Raw genomic sequence first — 23,099 nt, forward strand, 5'->3', positions numbered from 1 at the left:
GTTGCTTTCGTCGGCACCCGGGGGCTGCTTGACGTGCATCAATCCGGATGCGCGCGCGCCGTCCATCATGAATCCATCATGGATCATGATCCCCACGACGCGTCCTCCACGCCCTCGTTCTGGCGCTCGCCGGCAGGCATGTGCCTGCTGGTGGCACTCGCGGTCCTGGGCTTCTACCTGGCGACGGAGCACACAGCCCACGTCATGGGGGCTCTGCCCTATGTATTGTTCCTCGCCTGTCCGTTGATGCACGTCTTCATGCACCACGGCCATGGACAGCACGGCGGCAACGCCAGCTCGCAGCAGAAGGAGATCGGTGATGAACAACGCGGGCAATGACTACGGGCTGTGGGGGCTGGCCGCGATCAACGCGGTGGTCTTCATCGGCTTCGCCTACAGCTTCTTCAAGCCGACGAACCCGCGGGACTGGCGCAGCTTCGGCGCGTTCAGCGCGTTCATCGTGGCCCTGTTCGCGGAGATGTACGGGTTCCCGCTCACCATCTACGCGCTCGCCGGATGGCTCGGACCGAAATTCCCGAACGTGAATCTGTTCGGCCACGACGCAGGCCACCTCTGGTGGCTGGTGACCGGGCAGCACGGCAATCCGCACTTCGGGCTCATGCATCTCCTGAGCTTCGGGTTCATCTTCGTCGGCTTCACGTTGCTGGCGAAATCCTGGCACGTCCTGTACCACGCGCAACGGCGGCATGAAGTCGCGACCACGGGACCGTATGCGTGGGTCCGCCATCCCCAGTACATCGGTTTCGTTTCCATCATGTTTGGCTTCCTGCTGCAGTGGCCCACGCTGCTGACACTTGCGATGTTTCCCGTTCTTGTCCTGATGTACGTCCGCCTGGCGATGGCCGAAGAGCGGGATTCCGAACGCCTCTTCGGAGACTCCTGGCGCGCGTACGCGGCACGCACGCCCCGCTTCATTCCGAACGCCGGGGGCCCAGGGCATGATCAACCGGTCGCCGGCGGGTAAGGCTGCCGAGTTCGCGGCCGGCCTGGGCGCTGGGGCGCTCGGTGCCGGCCTCGCGCTGCTCGCACCCGACGCGCTCCGTCCCCTCGCGATGCCAATCGTTTTGGTCGGCATCGTCGTGCACGCCGTGGGGATGACGCTGAAGAACCGGCTGGAAGAGCGCAACGGCAGCGTGGCCGTGTGGGAGCAGGCGCTGTTCTGGCTGTGCTGGGCCTCCCTCGCCGTGCTGTTGGCCTGGGTCGGCATACGACTGCTCGACGCTTGATCGCGCCCGCCCACGCCAGTCCTGGCGGGGGCACACTTGACAAGAAGCATCCCGCCGGAAGGAGAACACCTTGCAACGCGAAGTCACCGAAGTGGAGAACAAGAAGGACGAGCACCTCCAGCACCATCACCTTGGCGCTAGTGCATCCGGAGAGCACGTTGCGGCGGAATACACCTGCCCGATGCACCCGCAGGTCCGACAGAGCGAGCCCGGCCGATGTCCCATCTGCGGCATGGACCTGGTGCCTGCAGGAACGCAGGCCGCAGCCGCGCCCTCGCATGCCCATCATGGGCACGGCGCAGGAGCGGCCGTGCACGCAGCGCCTCAGTCCGCGCCCACAATGAAACCCGCCGTGTCCCCGGACCAGCAGGTCGAATACACCTGCCCCATGCATCCCCAGATCCGGCAGATGGGGCCCGGCAACTGTCCGATCTGCGGCATGGCGCTCGAACCGGTGATCGCGACCTCGGGCTCCGGCGAGAGCCCGGAGCTGCGCGACATGACGCGCCGCTTCTGGATCGGGCTGGCGCTGAGCGTGCCGGTGGTCCTGCTGGAGATGGGTGGCCACGTTTTCGACATTGGTCACCTGGTGGGCGCGCAGACCTCCAACTGGATCCAGATGCTCCTCGGCACGCCCGTCGTCCTTTGGGCCGGCGGGCCCTTCTTCGTGCGCGGCTGGTCCTCGCTGAAGAATCGCAGCCTCAACATGTTCACCCTGATCGCACTCGGTACGGGCGCGGCATGGCTCTACAGCATGGTAGGCACGTTCGCCCCGGCGCTGTTCCCCTCGGAGCTGCGGACCCACGACGGGGCGGTGGCCGTGTACTTCGAAGCCGCGGCGGTGATCACCGTGCTGGTGCTGCTGGGACAGGTGCTGGAGTTGCGGGCGCGCGAAAAGACTTCTGGCGCCATCAAGGCGCTGCTGGATCTCGCACCGAAGACCGCGGTGCGCGTGAAAGCCGACGGCTCGGACGAGACAGTACCGATCGACTCGATCCAGGTCGGCGAACTGCTGCGCGTGCGACCGGGCGAGAAGGTCCCTGTCGATGGGGAAGTCACCGAAGGCAAGGGCACGGTCGACGAGTCCATGGTCACCGGTGAGCCGATGCCGGTGGTGAAGGCGGCCGGTGCCAAGGTGACGGCGGCCACTCTCAACCAGACTGGCAGCTTCGTCATGCGGGCCGAAAAGGTCGGCGCCGACACGCTGCTCTCGCAGATCGTTCACATGGTCGCGGCCGCGCAGCGCAGCCGCGCGCCCATCCAGCGGATGGCCGACCGGGTCGCGGGCTGGTTCGTTCCGGCCGTCGTGATCGTTGCGATCGCCACGTTCGCGGCCTGGATGGTGTGGGGGCCGGCGCCGGCCTTCTCGTATGCGCTGATCGAGTCGGTGGCCGTGCTGATCATCGCCTGTCCGTGCGCACTCGGACTTGCGACGCCCATGTCGATCATGGTGGGGGTGGGCCGCGGCGCACAGCACGGGGTGCTGATCCGGGATGCCGAAGCGCTCGAGCGCATGGAGAAGGTGGACACGCTTGTGGTCGACAAGACCGGCACGCTGACGGAGGGGCGCCCGAAGGTGGTTCACATCGAGACCGCCGAGGGCTTCGCGCCCGATGAGATCCTGCAGAAGCTTGCGAGCGTCGAGCGTGCCAGCGAGCATCCGCTGGCCATGGCCATCGTCGCCGCGGCAAAGGAACGCAACCTGCCGCTGACCGAGGTCACCGATTTCGATTCGCCCGTCGGCAAGGGAGTGGTCGGCAAGCTGGCCGGGGTCGAACTGACGAGTGGTGCGGCGAAGTATCTGGCCGAGAAAGGCATCGACGTCTCTTCCCTGAATGCTGCGGCGGAGCAGCAGCGCGCTCGCTCGGCCACGGTGATCTTCGTGGCGATCGGGGGCCAGCTCGCGGGCTTCGTTGCGATCGCCGATCCGATCAAAGCCACCACGGCCGATGCGCTGAAGCAGCTGCGGGAAGCCGGCGTGAAGATCGTGATGCTCACCGGCGACGGCAAGACCACGGCGCAGGCCGTCGGCCGCGAGCTCGGGATCGACGAGGTTGTGGCCGAAGTCTTCCCCGAGGACAAGGCCAACATCGTCCAGCGGCTGCGCAAGGAAGGCCGCGTGGTCGCCATGGCAGGCGACGGTGTGAACGATGCGCCGGCGCTCGCGGCGGCCGAAGTCGGCATCGCGATGGGCACCGGCACCGACGTGGCGATGGAGAGCTCGGGCGTCACCCTGCTCAAGGGCGACCTGCTGGGCATCGTGCGCGCCCGCAAGCTGTCGCAGGCGACGATGCGCAACATCCGGCAGAACCTGTTCCTCAGCTTCGTCTACAACGTGGCCGGCATCCCGATCGCGGCGGGCGTGCTCTATCCGTTCTTCGGGTTGCTGCTCTCGCCGGTGGTCGCGGCCGCAGCCATGGCGCTATCGTCGGTCAGCGTCATCGCGAATGCGCTGCGGCTGCGCACAGTCGATGTCGACTGATTCCTCACCAGGGCAGGCAAGAGCTTCCGCGATCAGCGCGACCTGAGCTCGACCTACGCAGGCACGGGATACGCGTCGGGCGCCAGGCCAGGGACGGAATCGCCGTTCACTGCGCCGGCAGCGTCCACTTGAAGCTGCGCGGCGTTGCTTCGCCGCGGCGCTGCGACCGCAGTTCGATGGCGGCACGACGCGGAGTGATCGGGGCAAACGCCAGAACTCCCTTGCGGTGGTGCGCGCCCGGGCCATCGCCGCGCCAGGCGAGTGGCGCATACGTGCGCCCCTGGCCATCGACGAGCATCGCACTTGCGGCGAGGTCGTCCTCCAGCGGCGTGACGTGCGTGTTCATGGTCACCTCGAACTGCCACTCGCCGCTTGCCGGCAAGTCCTTCGGGGTGATGGTCACGCCCACCATCTGTGCTTCGGAGGTTCTCGCCGGAAGCGGTGCCGCTACAGCGGCGACCACCGTAAACGCGGCGGCGACAACGAGGGCAGTCAGGCGGGAACGGCGCATCTTGCATGCTCCTTCGCCGCCGGCACGACCTTGGACAGGATGTAGGCGATGCCGGCGAGGTTGAACGCGAGCCCGGCCCAGAAGAACTGGACCTGGTACTGGGCTGCCAGGGTCACCAGGCCAGTGGCGCCGAGCACCGGCAGGATGTTCACGAGGTAGTGGGCACAGCAGGAGATCATTGCCGCCGTGGAGCTCGTGCCGGAAACGGCGAGAACGCGCTTCGATGCATCGGCCGAAGCGACCAACTGCCGCAGGTATGTGTAGAGCCCCACCTGAACGCCGAAGCCCGCCGCGAGGCTGACCAGGTAGACGCCGAAGGTGGCGAACTGCTCGCGCGCATAGGCCGCGCCCGACAGCAGCCCCACGACTGCGAAATAGATGATGACCAGCCCTGCGAACGCGGCCAAGCCACTGATGAACGCCCTGAGCTTCATGACTGCACTCCTGATGTCGCCCGGTCAGGATAGGTCCGCGTAGCGGAGCGCACTTGACCTGTATCAGCGGACGGAGAATGCAGCCCTCAGGAGAGGTCGCGCTTGCGGGTCTCGAACTCCGCCTTGTCGATCTCGCCGCGCGCATATCGCTCCTCGAGGATGCGCAGCGCCCGGCTGCCATCGTCGCGCCGGCCGACGCCCGACAGTGAACGCACGAGCAGCACGACGCCAATGATCACCAGCGCCCACCACAGCAGGTGGCCAAGCCCGAACCCGCCGCCTCCCCAACCCATCATGTTTCCCCACATTGCAATTTCTCCTTGCGACAGTTCTTCGGTCCGTAGTGAACATTTTGAGGAGCATCCGCTCGAAGGTTCAAGCGAACAGGGTTCCGGTTGAGACAGATCAAGGGCGCGGTGACCTGGCCATGTGCAATTCGACTTGCGAACACGCATTCGTCCCCAACATGCCGGGACAGGCGGCTTGCACGCCACCGTCGCGCTGATTTTCACACTCCCGCTTTCCACCAAGCCCAAGGAGCACCATGACGGCAATGTCGAGCACCCGGCGCAGGTTCATCATGGGCGCGACCGGTGCCGCCGCGCTCATTGGAGCCGGTCTGTGGCGAACCGGGCTGCTGGCCTCGCCACGCGACGAGCCGCTCCGCCCCCTCCAGGTTCCCCCATTGATGGATGCCCGCAGGCAGGGGAACGCCTTGGCCCTGCAGGTGCAACGCGGCCAGACCGAGTTCTTCCGAGGTGCGCGTAGCGCGACCATGGGCTACAACGGCAGCTATCTCGGACCGACGCTGCGCGTGCACCGCGGCGACGACGTGCAGGTGGCCATCACGAACGCGCTGGGCGAGGACACGACGGTGCATTGGCACGGCCTGCTCGTGCCCGGGCACCTCGATGGCGGACCGCACCAGAACATCGCCCCGGGTGCGAGCTGGCGTCCGGTGTTGCCGGTCCGGCAACCGGCAGCCACGCTCTTCTACCACTCGCACGTGCACGGCCGAACCGCCGAACAGGTGTACGCCGGCCTCGCGGGCGTTCTGATCGTGGCCGACGACCAGGAGGCGCGGCTGAACCTGCCTTCCGAGTACGGGATCGACGACCTGCCCCTCGTCATCCAGGACCGGTGGTTCGAGAACGGACGGATGCTCCTGCCGAACGGCATGATGACCTTGATGCACGGGCGACGCGGGAACACCCTGCTGGTGAATGGAACGCCCGATGCGCAAGCGCGTGTCCCCGCGCGGCTGGTACGGCTGCGCTTCGTGAATGGCTCGAATGCGCGCACTTACGCGCTCGCCTTCGACGATGGTCGGCCGATGCACTGGATCGCGTCGGAAGCAGGCTTGCTCGCAGCGCCAGTTGCCATGGGGTCGCTGTCACTCGCGCCCGGCGAACGCGCGGAGGTGCTGGTGGACTTCTCGGATGCGCGCCGGGCCACGCTGGTGACGGCGCCCGACCCCAACGCACCGATGATGATGGGGGGTCCGATGAGCCGCCTGCGCCCGGACGGCGTCGGGCGCGAGCCGGTCCTGGCTTTTGAACCCATTGGACCGTCCGAGAATTCGGTTGCGTTGCCCACGCGACTCGTCGCGCACGCGGCGCCCGATCCTTCGCGCGCGACGCGGCGCAGGCGCTTCAACCTCGACATGCCCATGGGCGCGATGATGGGCATGGGCCGCATGATGCGCGGTGCCGGCCCGGGCGGCAGCACCGGCACGTTCGGCATCAACGGCCGCGCTTTCGACATGCGCCGCGTCGACGAGCGGGTGCGGCTGGGGGACACGGAGGTGTGGGAGGTCTCGGGCGACATGATGGCGCACCCCTTCCACATCCACGGTACGCACTTCCGCGTGCTCAGTCGCGGCGGCGCGGCGCCGATGCTGCGCGACCAGGGGCTGCGCGATACGGTGATGGTGGGCGAGCCCGTGGAACTGCTGATGCAGTTCACGCAAGAAGCCGCAAAGGCGCCCTTCATGTATCACTGCCACATCCTCGAGCACGAGGACAACGGAATGATGGGTCAGTTCGGGACGGCCTGAACGCCTATGCCCTCTGGTCACTGGGCTTCACTGGTCTGCAGCTCTGACACCGGCCGTGCGCCCGGACCTGCCGCGCTGCTTTGCCTCCGGTGTTCGCGCGGGCCACCCATCTCCTCGCGCGTCGGAGTGGCCGCCGGCAGGGAGCTGACGGCTCCGTTCAGCGCGCCCGCTCCAGCTCGGTGACCGTGGCCTTGCCGCCCACTATCGCTGCCTGGAATTTCACCTTGTCGCCCGCCTTCACGCCGTTCAGCATCTTCTTGTCGGCAATGTCGAAGCCCATGGTCATCGCGGGCATCGCGATATTCGGGATGTCCTCGTGCTTCAGCACGATCAGTCCCTTTTTTTCATCCACCTTTCTCACCTCTGCGTTAACGAGCGGCAAGGTGGATGCGACAGCCTTGGTAGATGCTGATTTGGCCGATGGGGACAACGACATGCCTTGCGCGTGAACACCGCCCGCGATGCAGGACAGTGCCAGAGTAGTGACGGACAAGGTGCGAATGACTTTCATCGAAAAATTCCTTAGGTCTGAGGATTGGAAGGATGGAGAAGAGCAGCAGGGCGCGGGGCCCGGGCGACCAGCGCGCCGCGACGCGCACGCCGCAGCAAGTACCACGCGGCCGGAATGACGAGCATGCTCAGCAAGGGAGCTGTGACCATGCCGCCCACCATGGGCGCGGCGATGCGCGTCATGACCTCGGAGCCGGTGCCGCTTCCCACGAGGATGGGAAGCAGGCCGCCCATGACGACAGCCACGGTCATCGCCTTCGGGCGCACGCGCAGCACCGCGCCTTCGCGGATGGCGGCCAGCAACGTCTCGTCGTTCTCGGGTTCACCCGCGGCAAGCCGCCTGGAGTAGGCGTTCTTCAGATACACCAGCATCACGATGCCGAATTCCGCCGCAACGCCCGCGAGCGCGATGAAGCCGACGGCCGTGGCCACCGAGATGTTGTGTCCGAGCGCCCACACGAGCCAGAAGCCGCCCACCAGCGAGAACGGCACGGCAGCCATCACCAGGGCAGCATCCTTGAACGATCGGAACAGAAGGTAGAGAAGCACGAAGATCACCGCGAGCGTTGCAGGCACGACCACCTTCAGGCGCTGGGTCGCGCGCTCCAGGTATTCGAATTGCCCGGACCAGGACACCGAGTAGCCCGCAGGGAGAGCAACCTGTCTGGCCACCGCTGCCTGCATGTCGGTGACCACCGAGCGCAGGTCCCTGCCCCGCACGTCCACGTACACCCAGCCGGACAGCCGTGCGTTCTCGCTGCGCAGCATCGGCGGGCCCTCCTGGACGCCGACTCGCGCCACGTCCTGCAGCAACAGTTGCGCACCTCTGTCCGTCACGAATGGCAGCTCTCGCAACCGTTGCAGCGAGTCGCGGACCTCGCGCGGGTAGCGCACGTTGATCGGAAACCGCTCGCGCCCTTGAATCACTTCACCGACGTTGTCCCCGCCGATCGCGGTCGATACGATGCTCTGCACGTCCGCCACGGAGAGGCCGTACCGAGCCGCCGCGGCACGGTCCACATCCACGTCGATATACCGCCCGCCGGTGAGCCGCTCCGCCAGCGCGGATGAAACGCCCGGTACGCTCTTCACGGCGGCCTCCACCTGGCCGGTCAGGCGATCGATGGTGGCGAGGTCCGCGCCGGCAATCTTGACGCCCACCGGACTCTTGATCCCGGTCGCCAGCATGTCGATGCGGTTGCGGATGGGAGGCACCCAGACGTTGGAGAGGCCTGGCACCTTCACCACCCGGTCCAGTTCCTCCACGAGCTTGTCCGGGGTCATGCCCGGGCGCCACTGCTCCCGCGGCTTGAACTGGATGGTCGTCTCGAACATCTCCAGTGGAGCCGGATCCGTTGCGGTGTCAGCGCGTCCCGCCTTGCCGAATACCCGGTCCACCTCCGGAACAGTCTTGATCAGGCGGTCGGTCTGCTGCAACAACTCCGAAGCCTTCGAGGCCGAGAGGCCCGGCAGCGCCGATGGCATGTACAGCAAATCCCCCTCGTCCAGCGGCGGCAGGAATTCGCCGCCAAGGCGCATCACCGGGATGGCCGTCAGGGCGAGCAGCAATCCGGCGACCGCGAGCGTCACCTTCGGGAATCCCAGTACGGCGTCCAGCGCCGGCCGGTAGATCGTCATCAGGAACCGATTGAGCGGATTGGAGGCCTCCTGCGGGATGCGCCCGCGCACCAGGTATCCCATGAGGACCGGAACCAGCGTGACCGAAAGACCCGCCGCTGCCGCCATCGCATACGTCTTCGTGAATGCCAGCGGCGAAAACAACCTGCCCTCTTGCGCCTCGAGCGTGAACACCGGCACGAAGGACAGAGTGATGACCAGCAGCGAGAAGAACAGCGCAGGCCCTACCTCGATGGAGGCGTCGGTGACCAGCTCCCACCGTTCGGCCAAATCGGGCCCGCGGCCGGTTCGATGTTCGAAGGCCTCCAGGTGCTTGTGCGCGTTCTCGATCAGGACGATGCTGGCATCGACCATCGCGCCAAGCGCGATGGCGATCCCTCCCAGGGACAGGATATTCGCGCTGACGCCCTGCCACTGCATGACGATGAAGGCAGCCAGTACGCCGACCGGCAAAGTCACCACTGCCACGAACGCGGAGCGCAGGTGGAAGAGGAACACGGCGCACACGAGCGCCACCACGATGAACTCCTCGACGAGCTTGTGGCTCAGGTTTTCGACGGCCCGGTCGATGAGCAGCGATCGGTCATAGGTCGGCACCACTTCGACTCCGGGTGGAAGGCTGCCCTTGAGCGAAGCGAGTTTGGCCTTGACCGCCGCGATGGTGGTGCGCGCGTTCTTGCCGGAGCGCATCACCACGACGCCGCCCGTGACCTCGCCCTGCCCATCGAGTTCCGCGATGCCGCGCCGCATTTCGGGACCGACCTGGACGAAAGCGACGTCTCGCAGGAGAACGGGGGTTGCGCCCGACAAGCTGATCGGAATCGTGCGGAAGTCCTCCAGCGACTGCAGGAATCCTCGGGAGCGAACCATGTATTCGGCCTCTGCGAGCTCCACGACCGAACCACCGGAGGCCTGGTTGGCCCTCTGCAGCGCCTCGGTGACCATCCGCTGCGTCACGCCGAGGGTGCGCATGCGGTCCGGATCCAGCACCACCTGGTACTGGCGCACCATGCCGCCGATGCTGGCCACCTCGGCGACGTCCGGGACCGTCTTCAACTCGAACTTCAGGAACCAGTCGTTCAGCGCCCGCAGCTGGGAGATGTCGTTTCTGCCCGAGCGATCGACCAACGCGTATTCGTAGATCCAGCCGACCCCGGTCGCGTCGGGGCCCAGCGAAGCGTTCGCTCCCGGCGGCAGACGGCTTTGCACCTGGTTCAGGTACTCCACGACACGTGACCTGGCCCAATACGGGTCGGTCTTGTCATCGAACAGCACGTACACGAACGAGTCACCGAAGAACGAATACCCGCGCACGACCTTCGCGCCCGGGACACTGAGCATCGTGGTGGTCAGCGGGTAAGTGACGAGATCCTCCACCACCTGCGGCGCCTTGCCCGGGTAAGGCGTGCGCACGATCACCTGTGTATCGGACAGGTCGGGCAGTGCGTCGAGCGACATCCTTTGCGTCGACCAGAGGCCTGCCACCACGAGGAACCCCGTCGCGATCAGCACCAGGAAGCGGTTGCGGATGGACCAGCGGATGAGGGCGCCAATCACTTGCCCGCTCCTGCGGGCTGCACCGCGACCAGCTCGTATCCCATCGGGCCGCCTTGCTTGAACTGGAAACTCACCATGTCGCCAGCCTTCACGCCGGGGAAGGCATTCGGTGTCGGCTTGCTGAAGCCCATGGTCATGCCGGGCCACTTGAGTTCCGGCACGGGCCCATGCGAGATCGTGATGCCATCCGGATCGACGCTCTCCACCTTTCCCTGCGCGGCAAAGATGCCGGCTGCGGGTGGTGCCTTTGCCTCAGGGCCGGCACTGCTTGCCGGCCCTGAGGCCTGTCCTGCGGCAGCCATGCCGCCCAGCACGGATTTCAGCCTCGCCTCGGAGTCCACGAGGAACTGCCCGCTCGCCACCACCTGGTCTCCCTCGCCGAGACCCTGCACCACCTCGAGCTGGTCGCCCAGGTCCGCGCCGAGAGCGATGTCGCGCGGCTCGAAACTTCCGTTTTCCTTGCGCACGATGGCCACGGCGCGCGTCCCGGTCCGGATGACCGCTTCCGCCGGCACCACCAAGCGCGAGGTGACGGGCCCCGCCACCTGCAGCCGCAGCAACATCCCCGGCGTGAGCCGGCCAGCCCTGTTGGCAACTTCGAATCGCGCCTGCACTGTCCGCGTGTTCGCACTGACCTGCGGCAGGATTTCCTGCAGCTCGCCGTCGAACGTCTGGGAGGCGTCGGCCTGCAACGCGGCTTTCACTTTCTGGCCACGCCGCAGGCGCACGGCCTGCACCTCCGGCACTTCGGCCACGGCCCAGACCCGTTCCAGGCCTGCAATGCGAAAGAGTGTCATGCCCGACGTGACTGCCACGCCCTCGCGCACACCGAGCTCCGCGACCACACCGCTGACGGGAGCAGGCACGCTGAATCGCGCCTGCGCGGCGCCGACCTGTTCGCTCTGGCGGATCAACGCATCTGGAATGGACATCGCGCGCATCCGGTCCCGCGCTGCATCCACGAGGTCCTGGGGCACGCCGGCGCGCTTCAAGGCCAGATATTCGTTCTGCGGCCCCAGCCAGTCGGGTGCATAGATGACGGCCAGCGGTTGACCTCGGCGGACGTATTCCATGGTCGCTCGAACCAGCAGGCGCTCCACGTACCCGTTCACCCGCGTCTGTACCGCCTCCGTCAGGCGCTCATCGAACTGCACCGTGCCTACGGCGTCGAACGAACTTGCCAATTGGGTGCGGATGACCTTGGCCGTGCGGATGCCCAGGTTCTGCTGCACTCCGGCACTGACCTTCACGCCAGTGTCGTTCTGCTCGTCGGCGTACACCGGCACGAGCTGCATGTCCATGAACGGTGACTTGCCGGGCTTGTCGAACCGTGGGCCCGGCACCATGGGGTCGTGCCAGTACAGGACCTTGCGCTCGCTCGTCGGGCCGCTCGCCGGCACACTGGCCACCTTCTCTGCCGGTGCCCCGGTGTACTTGCCCGCCAGGAATCCCGCGGCCGCCAGGCCCGCGCCAACGAGTACGGCTGCAGTTATGTGGGTGCTTTTCATGGGGCGCCTCCGGGAACGGTCTTGAATGCGAGTTGCGCCTGCACCTTTGCAAGATCGCGCTCGAGTGTGAGAAGCTTGCGCCGCGTTTCGACTTCGGCGTGGCGCGCCTCGAACAGCGTCATGAGCGGCACCTGGTTGGACCGGTAGCCGGCCAGGGCCGCCTCGGTCCGTTGCTGCGCAGGGATCACCACGCCGGTGCGGTAACGCTTCACGCGATTCGCGAGGCGCTGCGCGTCACTGGCGAGCCCCTGGTATTCGGCGGATGCCATGCGCAGGGCCTCTTCGAGCGAAGCCGCCGCCTTTTCGACGAGCGCCAGCTTTGCCGCTGTTTCGCGATCCTGCCGTTCGCTTGGCGAGACCGGCAGCGGGATGTTGACACCGATCGAGACGAGGTCCGAGAAGCCGGTACGCTGGCCGTAGGAGGCTCCCCAGGTCCAGTTCGGATTGCGATTCGCTGCGGTTGCGGACGCTTCGGCCCGGGCCGCCTCGACCTCGCGCTGCGCTTGAATGACTGCGGGATGCGCCGCCACATAGGCTTTCTCTCCCGGCACGCCGGGCAATGATGGCGCGGCCAGGCCATCCGGCCGCTCGCCCACCCATCGCTGCAGCGCCACCATCGCTGCGGCCTGTACTTGCTGCGCGTCCGCAGACTCGTCTTCTGCGACACCGCGCGCTGCAGTCAGTGCCAGCACCTCCTGGCTGCCGCCGGACGACGATGCGAGCCGCGCTTTCGCCGCCTCCGCTTCTTCGTGCAAATGGTGCTCCGTGAGCGTGGTGAGTTTCAGGGTTTCGCCGGCGTAGTACGCGTCCAGAAAAGCGCCTGCCGCCTGAAGGCGAGCATCGGCCAACGCGACGCGCTCCGCCGCCTCTTCGCGGCCGACCTGCGCCTGCGCTGCAGCCTGCCGCAATGCGCGTTTTTCGGAAGACACCCACTCCTGGCTTACGCCCACCCGCTTCATGGTCATCGACTCCGCGGTCGTGCTGAGCCGGTCCGGACCCGTGACCGGCAAGTTCTCGATGCCGACGCTCAGCACCGGATCGGGCAACTGTCCCGCCGCCCGCGCCGCCTGGGAGGCACCCAGTGCGCCCGCGCGGGCAGCACGTGCGAGTTGCGAGCGCTGCGACGCGAGTTCCAGCGCCTGGTCGAGGGAAAGAGGCGCGGCCCTACCGAGGGCCGGAAGCAGGGCCGCCACGAGGGCGGCCAATGGAATGAAACGCGAGAACATGGACTCTCCGAAGACAACGAAGCGGGTGTCGGCCAGCGGGCAAGCCGCGGCGACGCCTGTAGGTCGACGGAGAAGTCAGACGCGAAGTCTGAGGGTGGAGAGGAAGATCGGTTCCGGCGGTGGTCGCTCTCGGGCTGCGTGGGCAAACACGACGGACCCCACCGCGCCGCCGTGCACCAACACCGGCACGACGAGGGCCTGCACCACGGCAGGCAGGCTGACGGCGGGAACGTGGACCGGGTCGAAGGACTGCGGAGCGTTCAGGCAGTGCTGGTGACACAGAACAGGCTGCTCCTGGTCCATGGCCTTGCCAGCGGACATGTCCATGTTTTCGCACGGCTCTCCCGTGGACATCTCCATCTGAGCCGGCTCATCCGGAGCCTTGGCCGGCGCGCAGACATAGTTCGCCAGCGCCAGCTGTGAGAACAGCAGCGACAGGACCACAAGATAGATCGTGGCCAAGCGTGGGTAAAGCTGACGGGACATCGTCGAGCTCGAAGTGTAACCCTGCCGTACGACTCTCGCAGCGGCTGCTTGCGGCAGCTCGATGGGCGAGCGGCAATCAGTTGAGGGCGATCAAGTGGAATCAGGCGGCGCGTGCTACTTTTCACGGAATCACTAGCAAACCAGCGAACACGCCACTTTGAAGGAGCATCGCTATGAACAAGGCACTGACCGCACTCGCACTCTCCGCAACCCTCGCGCTCGGAGCTCACGCCCAGACGGCACCCGCTTACCCGGGCAGCTATGGCTGGGGGATGATGGGGCCCGGCATGATGGGCCCTGGTGGGTATGGCTGTTGCGGGATGGGCCCTGGGATGATGGGCCCGGGAAGCTATGGCTGGGGGATGATGGGGCCGGGCATGATGGGTCCCGGAAATTATGGCTGGGGCGCGATGGGGCCGGGCGCGACCGGAGGGTGGCCCTCGGGTGTTACGTCGGACCAGCAGGCGAAGATTGCCCAGATCCAGAAGGAACTGCGGGCAAAGCAGTGGCCGCTCATGCAGCAGATGCAGGAACTCACGTTGCAGTCCAACGGTAGCGCCGACGAGCAGACAGAGCGCAGGCTGTATGAAAGCCAGGCCACGCTGCAGCGGCAGATGTTCGACAACATGATCGAGGCGCGCAAGCGGACGGAAGCGGTTTTCACGCCGCAGCAGCGCGAGCAGATGCGTCTTGGGAGCTCGCGCTAGGACCGGTGACCATGTGGCACATGTGGAGCTATGGCGGCCCGTGGGGCGGCTTCTTTTTGATGCATGCGCTCTGGTGGGTGCTCGTGATTGGCGGCGCGGTCGCCGTGATCCGGTACCTGGTGCGCGACCGGTCGGCTCCCGCGGAAAACGCCCTCGCCATCCTGCGTGAACGCTTCGCACGAGGCGAGATCGATGCAGCCGAATACGCCGACCGGCGCAAGCAGCTAAGCCAATAGCGACTGCTGCACGTAGTCGCGGCAGAGGCTTTCGGGGATCACGGCGCGGAAACAAGCGGGCCGGAGTGCGCCGGGCACGTCGCGGCGCACGGGCAGTAGCCGCTCAGACCCGTGCCGCGCGCCGACCCGTCACCGCGTTCATCCAGAACCCGACCACCGCGATAACCAGCACGACGAACTGCGCGGCGATGGTTTGCTTCGAAGGGAAGATCCCGAGCACTTCCACCCGAGGAGCAGTGAACGGACTGGCCGCCACCCAACCTGCCTCCTGGAGACCCGCGACGCCCTTGCCCACGAGCACCACGGCCAGCACCGCGACCAGGACCGAACTGATGGAAAAGAACTTCCCGATCGGCATGCGTGCGCTCGTACGAAGCAGCGCCCATGCGATCAGCCCGAGGAGGACCACGCCTGCGCCGAGTCCGCCAAGGAGCGCGGCGCCGCTGCCTTCCACCGCTAGGGCCGAGTAGAACAAGACCGTCTCGAACACTTCGCGGTAGACCGCGATGAATGCGAGCGCGAAGAGCGCCCAGGCGGAACGGCGCGTCATGGCAGCGGAGAGTTTGTCGTTCAGGTAGGCCTGCCAGCGCCCTGCGCTGCTTTTCTGGTGCATCCAAAGCCCCACGCCAAGCAAGACGATCGCCGCAAACACCGAAGAAACCCCCTCGGTGACTTCGCGGCTCGCCCCGCTGATGGCGATCACATACGTAGCGGCACCCCAGGTTGCGCCGCCGGCCGCGAGCGCAGTGATCCAGCCCGCATGCACGTATCGCGCGACATCATGCCGCTGCGCCTTGCGTAGGAAAGCGATCATGCCCACCACGATCAGCAGCGCCTCGACGCCTTCGCGCAGCAGAATGGTGAGCGCCCCCAGGAAAGTCGTTCCCGGATCCGCGGCGCCGACGCTCAACTCGGTCTCGACGCGGGTGAACAGGCGCTCGAGGTCCTGCGCGGCAGCTTCCGCCTGTGCGACATCGCCAGCCGAAACCGCGGAGCGGTACTTGACCATGCCCTGCTCCACCTCGGTGAGCAGCTCCTTGTTCCGCGCCTGCAGCGCAGGCTCCAGCGGCTCGAAGCCGTCCAGGTATGCGGAGAGCGCCAGGCGCGTGGCACCTGCCTTGTCGCCGGCGCGCGCGGCGGCCAGGCTCTCCTGAAGGCGAGATCGCGTCAAGGCCAGGCCGCGGCCGCTGGCGGCACTCACCGCCTCGGGGTGGCTGCGCACGTACGCCGTCAGCGCGCGTGCCTCATCGTCTCCCAGCTTTCCGGCGATGCTGGCCTCCGTGTTCGTGGTCAACGCGTTGATGTCCGCGAACGCCTCCTTGGCGCGAGGATCTTCCCGCCAGGCCCTTGCGCCATCCTCAACCGCACTCTTGTCGTACGAGAGGGTGCCGACGTAGAAAGCGACGGCCCAGCGGTCCGCATCGGACAGTGTGGCAAATGCCGGCATGGCGGTGCCCGGCATGCCCTTGCTCGCGATCTGGTAAAGCGCCAGGAGACTGCGGGAACGCGCTCGTGCGTGGTCCGCGAAGGCCACCGGCTTGGGATCGAGCTTTGCGGCAAGGGGCCCATCCGATCGCCCGGTCGCACCGTGGCAGGCGGCGCATTGCTTCTGGTAGATAGCGGCGCCTAGCTTCAGGTCTGGGAGAGACTTCGGGGCGACGGGCACCGGATACGCAGCCAGCAGAAGGTCACTGGCATGACGAGCAAGCCGCCCGACTTCCGCGGCGTCCGCCTTGCGCACCACCGCCTCTCGCAGCGCCGACACGGCGCCGACCACCGGTTCGCGCGCGCTGCCCTGAGGCAAGGCCTGCGCCTGCTTCAGCGCGTTGTTCGCGAATTCCTGCATCTCTTCGTACTCGGAGGCGCGGGTGACCGCACCGCCGGACACGGCGCCGCCGTAATCGACCCCCACGTAGTCCAGAAGCTGCCAGAGCTGACGCACCGAGGCCTCGTCGGCGGCTGTGGCGGCGAGCGAAACGGAGCCGACGCACAGCATGAGGCTGGCGACAAGGAGGCGGTAGAGGCGTTGCATTTGACAATGATTCTCGTTCCGGTTCATTGTAACCACCGTTTTGGCGCCAAAATCCCGCGATGGGCCGAGGGCTGATCAGGCGCCCGGCCGTTCTCCCGAAACACCGGTCGGAAGGCAAAGCGGATGGCCATGGATCCCAAAAGGATTGCAGCGGAGCTAGGCGTCGCTCCATTTTTCGATGCGGCAGCAGAAGCCGGCCGCAGAGTGAGCTTCTTGAGCGACTACCTGCGCGCGACTGGTATGCAGGCGCTCGTGCTGGGCATCAGCGGCGGCGTGGACTCCACAACGGCGGGGCGCCTGTGCCAACTTGCCGTCGAACGGCTCCGGATCGAAGGCCTGCCGGCGCGCTTCATCGCCCTGCGCCTGCCCTACGGAACGCAGCTGGACGAGACCGACGCGCAGGCCGCACTTCGGTTCATCCAGGCCGACGAGGAGCTGACTGTGGATATTCGGCCTGCGGCGGACGCCATGCTGGCCGCCTTGCACGGCTCGCGTTTCGGCTTCGCCAGCCAGGAGCAGGAAGACTTCGTGCTGGGCAACATCAAGGCCCGACAACGCATGATCGCCCAGTACGCCGTTGCCGGAGCGCGGCGGGGGCTCGTCGTCGGCACCGACCATGCGGCCGAGGCGGTGATGGGGTTCTTCACCAAGTTCGGAGACGGCGCATGCGACGTGGCGCCCCTCACCGGCCTCACGAAGCGGCGCGTGCGTGCCGTCGCGCGCTGCCTAGGCGCACCCGCAGCGCTGGTCGACAAGGTCCCCACAGCGGACCTGGAGTCCCTGCGGCCGCAACTGCCCGACGAGGCTGCCTACGGCGTCACCTACGAGGAGATCGACGACTTCCTGGAAGGGAAGCCGACCAGCGCGCACGCGGTCGGTGTCATTGAAAGGTTCTACACAACCAGCCGCCACAAAAGGGCTTTGCCGGCGCATCCTTGAACTCGCACCGCTTGACCTTGAAGCGACTTCAAGGTGTACCTTGAAGTCATCGAGAGAAAACAAGGTCAGCAATGAACACGGACAACAAGGTTTCTTGCGGCACGGCCGCCTGCGAATCGCTGAAGGAGCGGCCATTGGTCGGAGCCGCGCGCCCCCTCTCCACGACCGTCTTCTACATCGAGAAGATGGACTGCCCGAGCGAGGAAAGGCAGATCCGGCAAAGGCTGGGAGCCATCGACGGTGTCGAGTCCCTGCACTTTGACCTGCAGGCGCACAACCTCGCGGTCGAGCACCGCCTACCCAGCCTGGAGCCGGTAACCACCGCACTCTCGGAGTTGGGCCTGCCCGCCGTGCCGGCGCGCGGCGGCTTCACGCGCACGGACATGTTCCACGTTCCGAAGATGGACTGTCGGAACGAGGAGCGCCAGATCCGGGAGTGCCTCGGTGCGATCCCGGCGATCGGTGAACTGGAGTTCGACCTGCCGCAGCGACTCCTCACCGTCCACCACAACCTAGCCGATACCCAGCAAATCACCGGTGCACTCGCGGCGCTCGGCATGCCCGCGGCGGAGGCGCTGCCGGCGACTGCTCCGCACCGTACGCGCCTGCGGGTGCCGAAGATGGACTGCCGCAACGAGGAGCGCGAGATCCGTGAACGGCTCGGCGCCATGTCGGGTGTCTGGGACCTTGAATTCGATCTCCAGAACCGGCTGCTGACCGTGCAGCACGAAGGTCCCTTGCAGCAAATCACCGATGCGCTGGCCGCATTGGGCATGCCCGCCGAAGTGGAACCACAAGGCTCGGGCTTCTCGACTGGGCCCTCGACGCCTGGTCCGTCGCGAGCTGGGACCGTCCTGCCTTCTCCTGAACCAGCAACCAGTTCCGCTGCCCCATCTGCATTGCCGGCCGCAGCCCAGTCGGCGACTTTCCGCATCGACAAGATGGATTGCCCGACGGAGGAAGCGTTGATCCGCAAGCGGTTGGAGGGGATGTCCGGCGTGGGCGGGCTCGACTTCAACCTGATGCAGCACAAGCTGACGGTGCAGCACAGCCTGACGTCGACCGAGCCGATCGTGGCCGCATTGCGGTCCATCGGCTTGCCGCCCGCGGGAGCGGAGGGCACGTCAGGACGGCGCACGGTCTACCGCATCGAGAACATGGATTGCCCGACGGAAGAAGCGTTGATCCGCGACAAGCTCCAGAACATGGAAGGCGTGCAGAAGCTCGACTTCAACCTGATGCAGCGCAAGCTGACCGTGACGCACACCGTGCCGCCAACGGCGGTCGAACAGGCCTTGCATGCGATTGGCATGAGGGCAGTGGTGGACAGCGGCTCCCCCCACGAAGAAGAGGTGCGCGAGCGCCCTGCGGTGACGCGCCGCCAGTGGGCCCTCATGGCGGTGGCCGGCCTCAGTGCCGCAGCTGCCGAAGCGGTGGCGTTCACCATCGGCCAGGACCGCGCGTGGCCCGTCCTGGTGCTGGCCATCGTCTCCATCATCACGGGCGGCTGGCCCACCTACAAGAAGGGATGGCTGGCGCTCAGGAGCGGGATCCTGAACATGAACGCGCTGATGTCGATCGCCGTCACGGGGGCGATTCTCATCGGGCAGTGGCCGGAGGCGGCGATGGTCATGTTCCTGTTCGCCCTTGCCGAAATCATCGAGGTGCTCTCGCTGGACCGCGCTCGCAATGCGATTCGCGGCCTGCTGGCGATGGCGCCTGAACTGGCCACCGTGCAGCAGCCGGATGGCAGATGGCAGGAGGTGCCCGCCAGGAGTGTCGCCGTCGGCCAATTGGTGCGCATCCGCCCCGGCGAGAAGATTCCGCTGGATGGCGTGCTGGTGAGCGGGCAATCTGCGGTGAACCAGGCGCCGATCACCGGCGAAAGCATCCCAGTGGCCAAGGCCCCCGGCGACCCGGTCTTCGCAGGCACCTTGAACGAGACCGGCTCCTTCGAGTACCGCGTCAATGCCGAAGCCACGCATTCCACGCTGGCGCGCATCATCAAGGCGGTGGAGGAGGCCCAGGGCAGCCGCGCACCGACGCAGCGCTTCGTCGACCAGTTTGCGCGCATCTACACGCCCGCTGTGTTCGCCTTTGCGTTGGCTGTGGCCGTGCTTCCGCCGCTGCTGGCGGGCGGCGCGTGGATGGACTGGATCTACAAGGCGCTCGTGCTGCTGGTCATCGCCTGCCCTTGCGCGCTCGTGATTTCCACGCCTGTTACTGTGGTGAGCGGCCTGGCCACTGCGGCCCGACGCGGCATCCTGATCAAGGGCGGCGCCTACCTGGAACAGGGCCGACTACTCAAGGCGCTTGCACTGGACAAGACCGGCACAATCACGCAAGGCCGCCCGGTCGTGACCGATGTCGTGGAGCTCGATGCCGCCAGCGACGCCTTGCGCCTGGCCGCCAGCCTGGCCGTGCGCTCCGACCACCCCGTATCCGGCGCCGTCGCCGCCTACTGGCACCAGCAGCACGGGAGCGAAACGCTTCTGGAGGTGGACGCCTTCGAAGCGATCACGGGCCGAGGCGTCAACGGGCGCATCGGCGGACTCTGGTATTTCCTCGGGAACCGGCGGCTGCTGCAGGAACTGCGGATTGCCAGTCCGCAGGCCGAAGCCGCATTGAAGCAGCTGGAAGACGCGGGCAAGACCGCGATCGTCCTCGCCGGCGAAGGCAGTGCGCTGGCCGTTGTCGGCGTGGCCGACACGGTCCGCGAAACCAGCCGCGACGCCATCGCCCAGCTCCACGCGCTGGGCGTGCAGACGCTCATGCTCACCGGCGACAACCAGCAGACGGCCAGCGCGATCGGGCGCAACGTCGGCATTGACGACGCGCGGGGCGGGCTCCTGCCCGAGGACAAGCTGAAAGCCGTGGAAGAAGCGATCGGGCGCTACCGGACGGTGGGCATGGTCGGCGACGGCATCAATGACGCGCCTGCGCTCGCCAAGGCCAACATCGGCTTCGCCATGGGCGCAGCCGGCACGGATACCGCCATCGAAACGGCGGACGTGGCCCTCATGGACGACGACCTGCGCAAGGTCCCGCAGTTCATCCGACTGAGCCGCCGCACCGGCGCCATCCTGAAACAGAACATCGTGCTGGCACTCGGGATCAAGGTGGTGTTCTTCGCGCTGGCACTGCTCGGAATGGCGACGCTGTGGATGGCGGTGTTCGCAGACATGGGCGCGAGCCTGCTGGTGGTCTTCAACGGCTTGCGCCTGTTGAAGTCGCGCACGGCCTGAGCCCGAATGCAGATGATTCCAGCAACCGCCGAGTGGGCGCGCCACTGGCTGTATGACTGGGGAGGCGCGAACGTGTCGGTCCTCCTCTCTGTGAACCGGAACCTGGCGCCGCAGTGGCGCTGGGCCGCGCAACTGGTCTCCGCCCTCGGCAGCTACTGGGGGGCGCCCGCCATGCTCGCCCTACTCTGGTTGTTTTCGCGCCGCCCCTCGGTTGATCTGGACGCTCCTGCGCGACTCGCACCATGGACGTTCCTGGTCGCCTTCGCCCTCGCGTTCGCGCTTGCCGCAGTGCTGAAACCCGCGCTGGCCTTCCCCCGTCCCGCCGTGGCGCTCGGGCCTGGAGTGATACGGGCGCTCGGCGCGCCGGACAGCCAATACAGCCTGCCGAGCGGGCACGCCACTTACGCCGCGGTAGTCGCGGGAACCTTGTGGCCACTCGTTCGGCGCCCTTTGCGCCTGTTGCTGGTGCTTGCGGCGATCGCGGTCGGCTGGTCACGCGTCGCGTTGGGAGCGCATTTTCCCGCGGACGTGCTCTGGGGCTGGGCCCTTGGCGCTGCCAGCGCAGCCATGGCAGCGCCGGTGGTGCGCAGGTTCCATCGCTGGCCAGGAGACACGGAGCGCACGCCGTGAGCCCACGGATGCGCACTGCGTTGGCGGGTGCAGCGGCGATCGATCGAGCCAATCGGTGGCTTGCGGCTGTCGTCCAATGGGGCTTGTTGGCCAACGCGGTCCTGATCGCCGGTAACGCGCTCTCGCGCAAGTTCCTCGGCGTCGCTTCCTCGCAGATGTACGACGTGCAGCCTCATTTCTTCGCCGCTGCCGTCTTCCTGATGGCGGCCTATACGCTGCAGCGTGACGAGCACGTCCGCATTGACGTGTTTTCCGGATTTCTCGGCGAGCGGGGGCTTGCATGGCTTGACCTCGGTGGCATCTGCCTGGTGCTGCTACCCCTGTGCGTCGTCGCTGTCTGGGTCACCTGGCCCGATTTCCTGCACTCCTACCTCACGGGCGAGACTCGCGGTAGCCGCGAGAGCCTGAGCGAATTCCCGGCCTGGATCATGAAAGCGACGATCACCCTCGGGTTCCTTTCGCTCGGCGCCCAGGCCGTGGCCGAGGCGATTCGCTGCGTCGCGTTCCTGGTCGGTGCCTCCCCCTCGCGCAGACCCGCAGCGGCACCGCAAGCCGACACCCTCGCATGAACCCGGACCTGGCCGCACCTCTCATGTTCGCGAGCCTGGTGCTGGTGCTGCTGGCAGGTTTTCCCGTGGCGTTCTCCCTGGCAGCAGTGGCCTCTGCGTTCGCCGGCATCGGCGTGGTCTCCGGTGCATTCGAGCCGGCTTTCCTGCTGGCCATGCCGTTGCGGGTGCAGGGAGTGTTCAACAGCGATACCTTCCTGGCGGTTCCGCTGTTCGTCCTCATGGGAATGATCCTGGAAAGGAGCGGCGTGGCCGAGGAGACCCTGCTCGCGCTGGGCCGGCTCTTCGGACGCATGCCCGGGGGGCTGCTCATTGCCACGATTCTCGTGGGCTCCGCTCTGTCCGCCATCACCGGCTTCGTCTCCGCTTCCGTGATCGCGATGGGCCTGATCGCGCTGCCGGCCATGCTCAAGGCGGGCTACGATCCGAAGCTGGCCGCTGGCGCGATCGCCGCGGCCGGAACGCTGGCGCAGATGCTGCCACCGAGTCTCGTGCTCATCGTGCTCGCCGAGCAGATGGACGTTCCGCTCGTGGACATCTTCCATGCCGCCCTGCTGCCCAGTGCCATCCTGGTCGGCTTGTACCTGCTCTATGTCCTGGTCGTGACGCGGCTGCGGCCTCGTTCGGCGCCCCCTGTCATGGAGCCGGGTGAGCGCCTGGGCCAAGCAGTCTGGCGACAGGCGCTGGCTGCGGCTGGCGCACCCATCGCGCTGATCCTGATCATCCTCGGGTCCATCTACTTCGGCGTCGCCGCGCCGACCGAGGGGGGCGCCATCGGCGTGTGCGGTGCCGTTGCGATCGGCGCGGCGAGGCGCCGGCTGGGGATTCGCAGGCTCTCCCAGGCGCTCAGTTCGACGGGCGTGCTTTGTTCCGGCGTCATCTTCCTGCTGCTGGGCGCCTCGTTCTTCACGCTGGTGTTCCGGGGCTTCTACGGACCTGTCTGGATCGAGGAGCTGTTTGCGTGTTGATTTCCATGGAATCCTGACCCGGCATTTCCATCGAATATTGACCCACCCTCTTTGCGAGCCTTGCGGCTCACGGTGTGGATAAGTTCTTGGTCTTCTCCTTCTTTTTGGGTTCGTCTGCCTG

The 23,099-nt window shown here is 66.6% G+C and carries 21 protein-coding genes and 1 pseudogene; 13 read left to right on the forward strand and 9 right to left on the reverse strand.

What is annotated here, in order from left to right; translation table 11 throughout:
* Nucleotides 1-78: 78 nt before the first annotated feature.
* From IM725_RS09030 to IM725_RS09045, 4 genes are all read left to right on the forward strand, one after another.
* Nucleotides 79-339: a DUF2933 domain-containing protein gene (locus IM725_RS09030; RefSeq protein ID WP_193780249.1), complete on the forward strand. Its 261-nt coding sequence runs from the start codon at nucleotides 79-81 to the stop codon at nucleotides 337-339.
* Complete coding sequence (locus tag IM725_RS09035; protein WP_193780250.1) at nucleotides 320-985, forward strand: methyltransferase family protein; 666 nt, start codon at nucleotides 320-322, stop codon at nucleotides 983-985. The genes IM725_RS09030 and IM725_RS09035 overlap by 20 nt, the downstream gene beginning before the upstream one ends.
* Nucleotides 960-1,247, forward strand: coding sequence for a hypothetical protein (locus IM725_RS09040; protein WP_193780251.1), 288 nt, complete (start codon nucleotides 960-962; stop codon nucleotides 1,245-1,247). Before IM725_RS09035 ends, IM725_RS09040 begins: the two co-directional genes overlap by 26 nt.
* 181 nt (nucleotides 1,248-1,428) lie before the next feature.
* On the forward strand, nucleotides 1,429-3,729 hold the full coding sequence (locus IM725_RS09045) for a copper-transporting P-type ATPase (RefSeq protein WP_265334999.1): 2,301 nt from the start codon (nucleotides 1,429-1,431) through the stop codon (nucleotides 3,727-3,729).
* Nucleotides 3,730-3,835: 106 nt separating this feature from the next.
* On the opposite strand, the gene IM725_RS09050 is transcribed toward IM725_RS09045, so the two are convergent.
* The 3 genes from IM725_RS09050 to IM725_RS09060 form a co-directional block, all read right to left on the reverse strand.
* Complete coding sequence (locus IM725_RS09050) at nucleotides 3,836-4,240, reverse strand: hypothetical protein (RefSeq protein ID WP_193780252.1); 405 nt, start codon at nucleotides 4,238-4,240, stop codon at nucleotides 3,836-3,838.
* Entirely contained in the window at nucleotides 4,222-4,674 is a 453-nt protein-coding gene (locus tag IM725_RS09055; protein WP_193780253.1) for a hypothetical protein, read from the reverse strand. The genes IM725_RS09050 and IM725_RS09055 overlap by 19 nt, the downstream gene beginning before the upstream one ends.
* An 86-nt stretch (nucleotides 4,675-4,760) precedes the next feature.
* The gene (locus tag IM725_RS09060; RefSeq protein WP_227753700.1) at nucleotides 4,761-4,970 is read right to left on the reverse strand and encodes an SHOCT domain-containing protein; all 210 of its coding nucleotides are present in this window, start codon (nucleotides 4,968-4,970) and stop codon (nucleotides 4,761-4,763) included.
* Nucleotides 4,971-5,218: 248 nt separating this feature from the next.
* Here IM725_RS09060 and IM725_RS09065 point away from each other — a divergent pair, with 248 nt between their 5' ends.
* The gene (locus IM725_RS09065) at nucleotides 5,219-6,730 is read left to right on the forward strand and encodes a multicopper oxidase family protein (RefSeq protein WP_227753701.1); all 1,512 of its coding nucleotides are present in this window, start codon (nucleotides 5,219-5,221) and stop codon (nucleotides 6,728-6,730) included.
* A gap of 157 nt (nucleotides 6,731-6,887) precedes the next feature.
* On the opposite strand, the gene IM725_RS09070 is transcribed toward IM725_RS09065, so the two are convergent.
* The 5 genes from IM725_RS09070 to IM725_RS09090 all read right to left on the reverse strand — a co-directional run bounded on the left by IM725_RS09070 (nucleotide 6,888) and on the right by IM725_RS09090 (nucleotide 13,631).
* Nucleotides 6,888-7,241: a copper-binding protein gene (locus IM725_RS09070; protein WP_193780255.1), complete on the reverse strand. Its 354-nt coding sequence runs from the start codon at nucleotides 7,239-7,241 to the stop codon at nucleotides 6,888-6,890.
* An 11-nt stretch (nucleotides 7,242-7,252) separates the two neighbouring features.
* On the reverse strand, nucleotides 7,253-10,435 hold the full coding sequence (locus IM725_RS09075; RefSeq protein WP_193780256.1) for an efflux RND transporter permease subunit: 3,183 nt from the start codon (nucleotides 10,433-10,435) through the stop codon (nucleotides 7,253-7,255).
* Nucleotides 10,432-11,943 (reverse strand): efflux RND transporter periplasmic adaptor subunit, encoded by a 1,512-nt coding sequence (locus tag IM725_RS09080; RefSeq protein ID WP_193780257.1) that lies wholly within the window; start codon nucleotides 11,941-11,943, stop codon nucleotides 10,432-10,434. The genes IM725_RS09075 and IM725_RS09080 overlap by 4 nt, the downstream gene beginning before the upstream one ends.
* Entirely contained in the window at nucleotides 11,940-13,169 is a 1,230-nt protein-coding gene (locus IM725_RS09085; RefSeq protein WP_193780258.1) for a TolC family protein, read from the reverse strand. Before IM725_RS09085 ends, IM725_RS09080 begins: the two co-directional genes overlap by 4 nt.
* A 75-nt stretch (nucleotides 13,170-13,244) precedes the next feature.
* Nucleotides 13,245-13,631, reverse strand: a complete 387-nt coding sequence (locus tag IM725_RS09090) for a hypothetical protein (RefSeq protein WP_227753702.1) — start codon at nucleotides 13,629-13,631, stop codon at nucleotides 13,245-13,247.
* A 197-nt stretch (nucleotides 13,632-13,828) separates the two neighbouring features.
* On the opposite strand from IM725_RS09090, the gene IM725_RS09095 reads away from it, so the two are divergent.
* Both IM725_RS09095 and IM725_RS09100 read left to right on the forward strand, forming a co-directional pair.
* Nucleotides 13,829-14,362: a Spy/CpxP family protein refolding chaperone gene (locus IM725_RS09095; RefSeq protein ID WP_193780272.1), complete on the forward strand. Its 534-nt coding sequence runs from the start codon at nucleotides 13,829-13,831 to the stop codon at nucleotides 14,360-14,362.
* 20 nt (nucleotides 14,363-14,382) lie between these two features.
* Nucleotides 14,383-14,598 (forward strand): SHOCT domain-containing protein, encoded by a 216-nt coding sequence (locus IM725_RS09100; RefSeq protein ID WP_227753703.1) that lies wholly within the window; start codon nucleotides 14,383-14,385, stop codon nucleotides 14,596-14,598.
* Between the two features lie 103 nt (nucleotides 14,599-14,701).
* Here IM725_RS09100 and IM725_RS09105 read toward each other — a convergent pair whose 3' ends face one another.
* A complete protein-coding gene (locus IM725_RS09105; RefSeq protein WP_227753704.1) occupies nucleotides 14,702-16,630 on the reverse strand; it encodes an FTR1 family protein in 1,929 nt (642 codons plus the stop codon).
* A 123-nt stretch (nucleotides 16,631-16,753) separates the two neighbouring features.
* On the opposite strand from IM725_RS09105, the gene nadE reads away from it, so the two are divergent.
* From nadE to IM725_RS09130, 6 genes and pseudogenes are all read left to right on the forward strand, one after another.
* Nucleotides 16,754-17,569 (forward strand): ammonia-dependent NAD(+) synthetase, encoded by an 816-nt coding sequence (gene nadE, locus IM725_RS09110; protein ID WP_193780261.1) that lies wholly within the window; start codon nucleotides 16,754-16,756, stop codon nucleotides 17,567-17,569.
* Nucleotides 17,570-17,640: 71 nt separating this feature from the next.
* Nucleotides 17,641-18,324 (forward strand): annotated as a pseudogene (locus tag IM725_RS20835) (cation transporter); the annotation flags it as partial.
* Nucleotides 18,325-18,423: 99 nt separating this feature from the next.
* Nucleotides 18,424-20,814 (forward strand): cation-translocating P-type ATPase, encoded by a 2,391-nt coding sequence (locus IM725_RS09115; protein ID WP_456096128.1) that lies wholly within the window; start codon nucleotides 18,424-18,426, stop codon nucleotides 20,812-20,814.
* A gap of 6 nt (nucleotides 20,815-20,820) precedes the next feature.
* Complete coding sequence (locus tag IM725_RS09120) at nucleotides 20,821-21,444, forward strand: phosphatase PAP2 family protein (protein WP_193780263.1); 624 nt, start codon at nucleotides 20,821-20,823, stop codon at nucleotides 21,442-21,444.
* 86 nt (nucleotides 21,445-21,530) lie between these two features.
* On the forward strand, nucleotides 21,531-22,013 hold the full coding sequence (locus IM725_RS09125; protein ID WP_193780264.1) for a TRAP transporter small permease subunit: 483 nt from the start codon (nucleotides 21,531-21,533) through the stop codon (nucleotides 22,011-22,013).
* The gene (locus IM725_RS09130; protein WP_193780265.1) at nucleotides 22,010-22,978 is read left to right on the forward strand and encodes a TRAP transporter large permease subunit; all 969 of its coding nucleotides are present in this window, start codon (nucleotides 22,010-22,012) and stop codon (nucleotides 22,976-22,978) included. Before IM725_RS09125 ends, IM725_RS09130 begins: the two co-directional genes overlap by 4 nt.
* Nucleotides 22,979-23,099: the final 121 nt, after the last annotated feature.

The organism is Ramlibacter aquaticus (genome assembly GCF_015159745.1).
Lineage (GTDB): Bacteria > Pseudomonadota > Gammaproteobacteria > Burkholderiales > Burkholderiaceae_C > Ramlibacter > Ramlibacter aquaticus.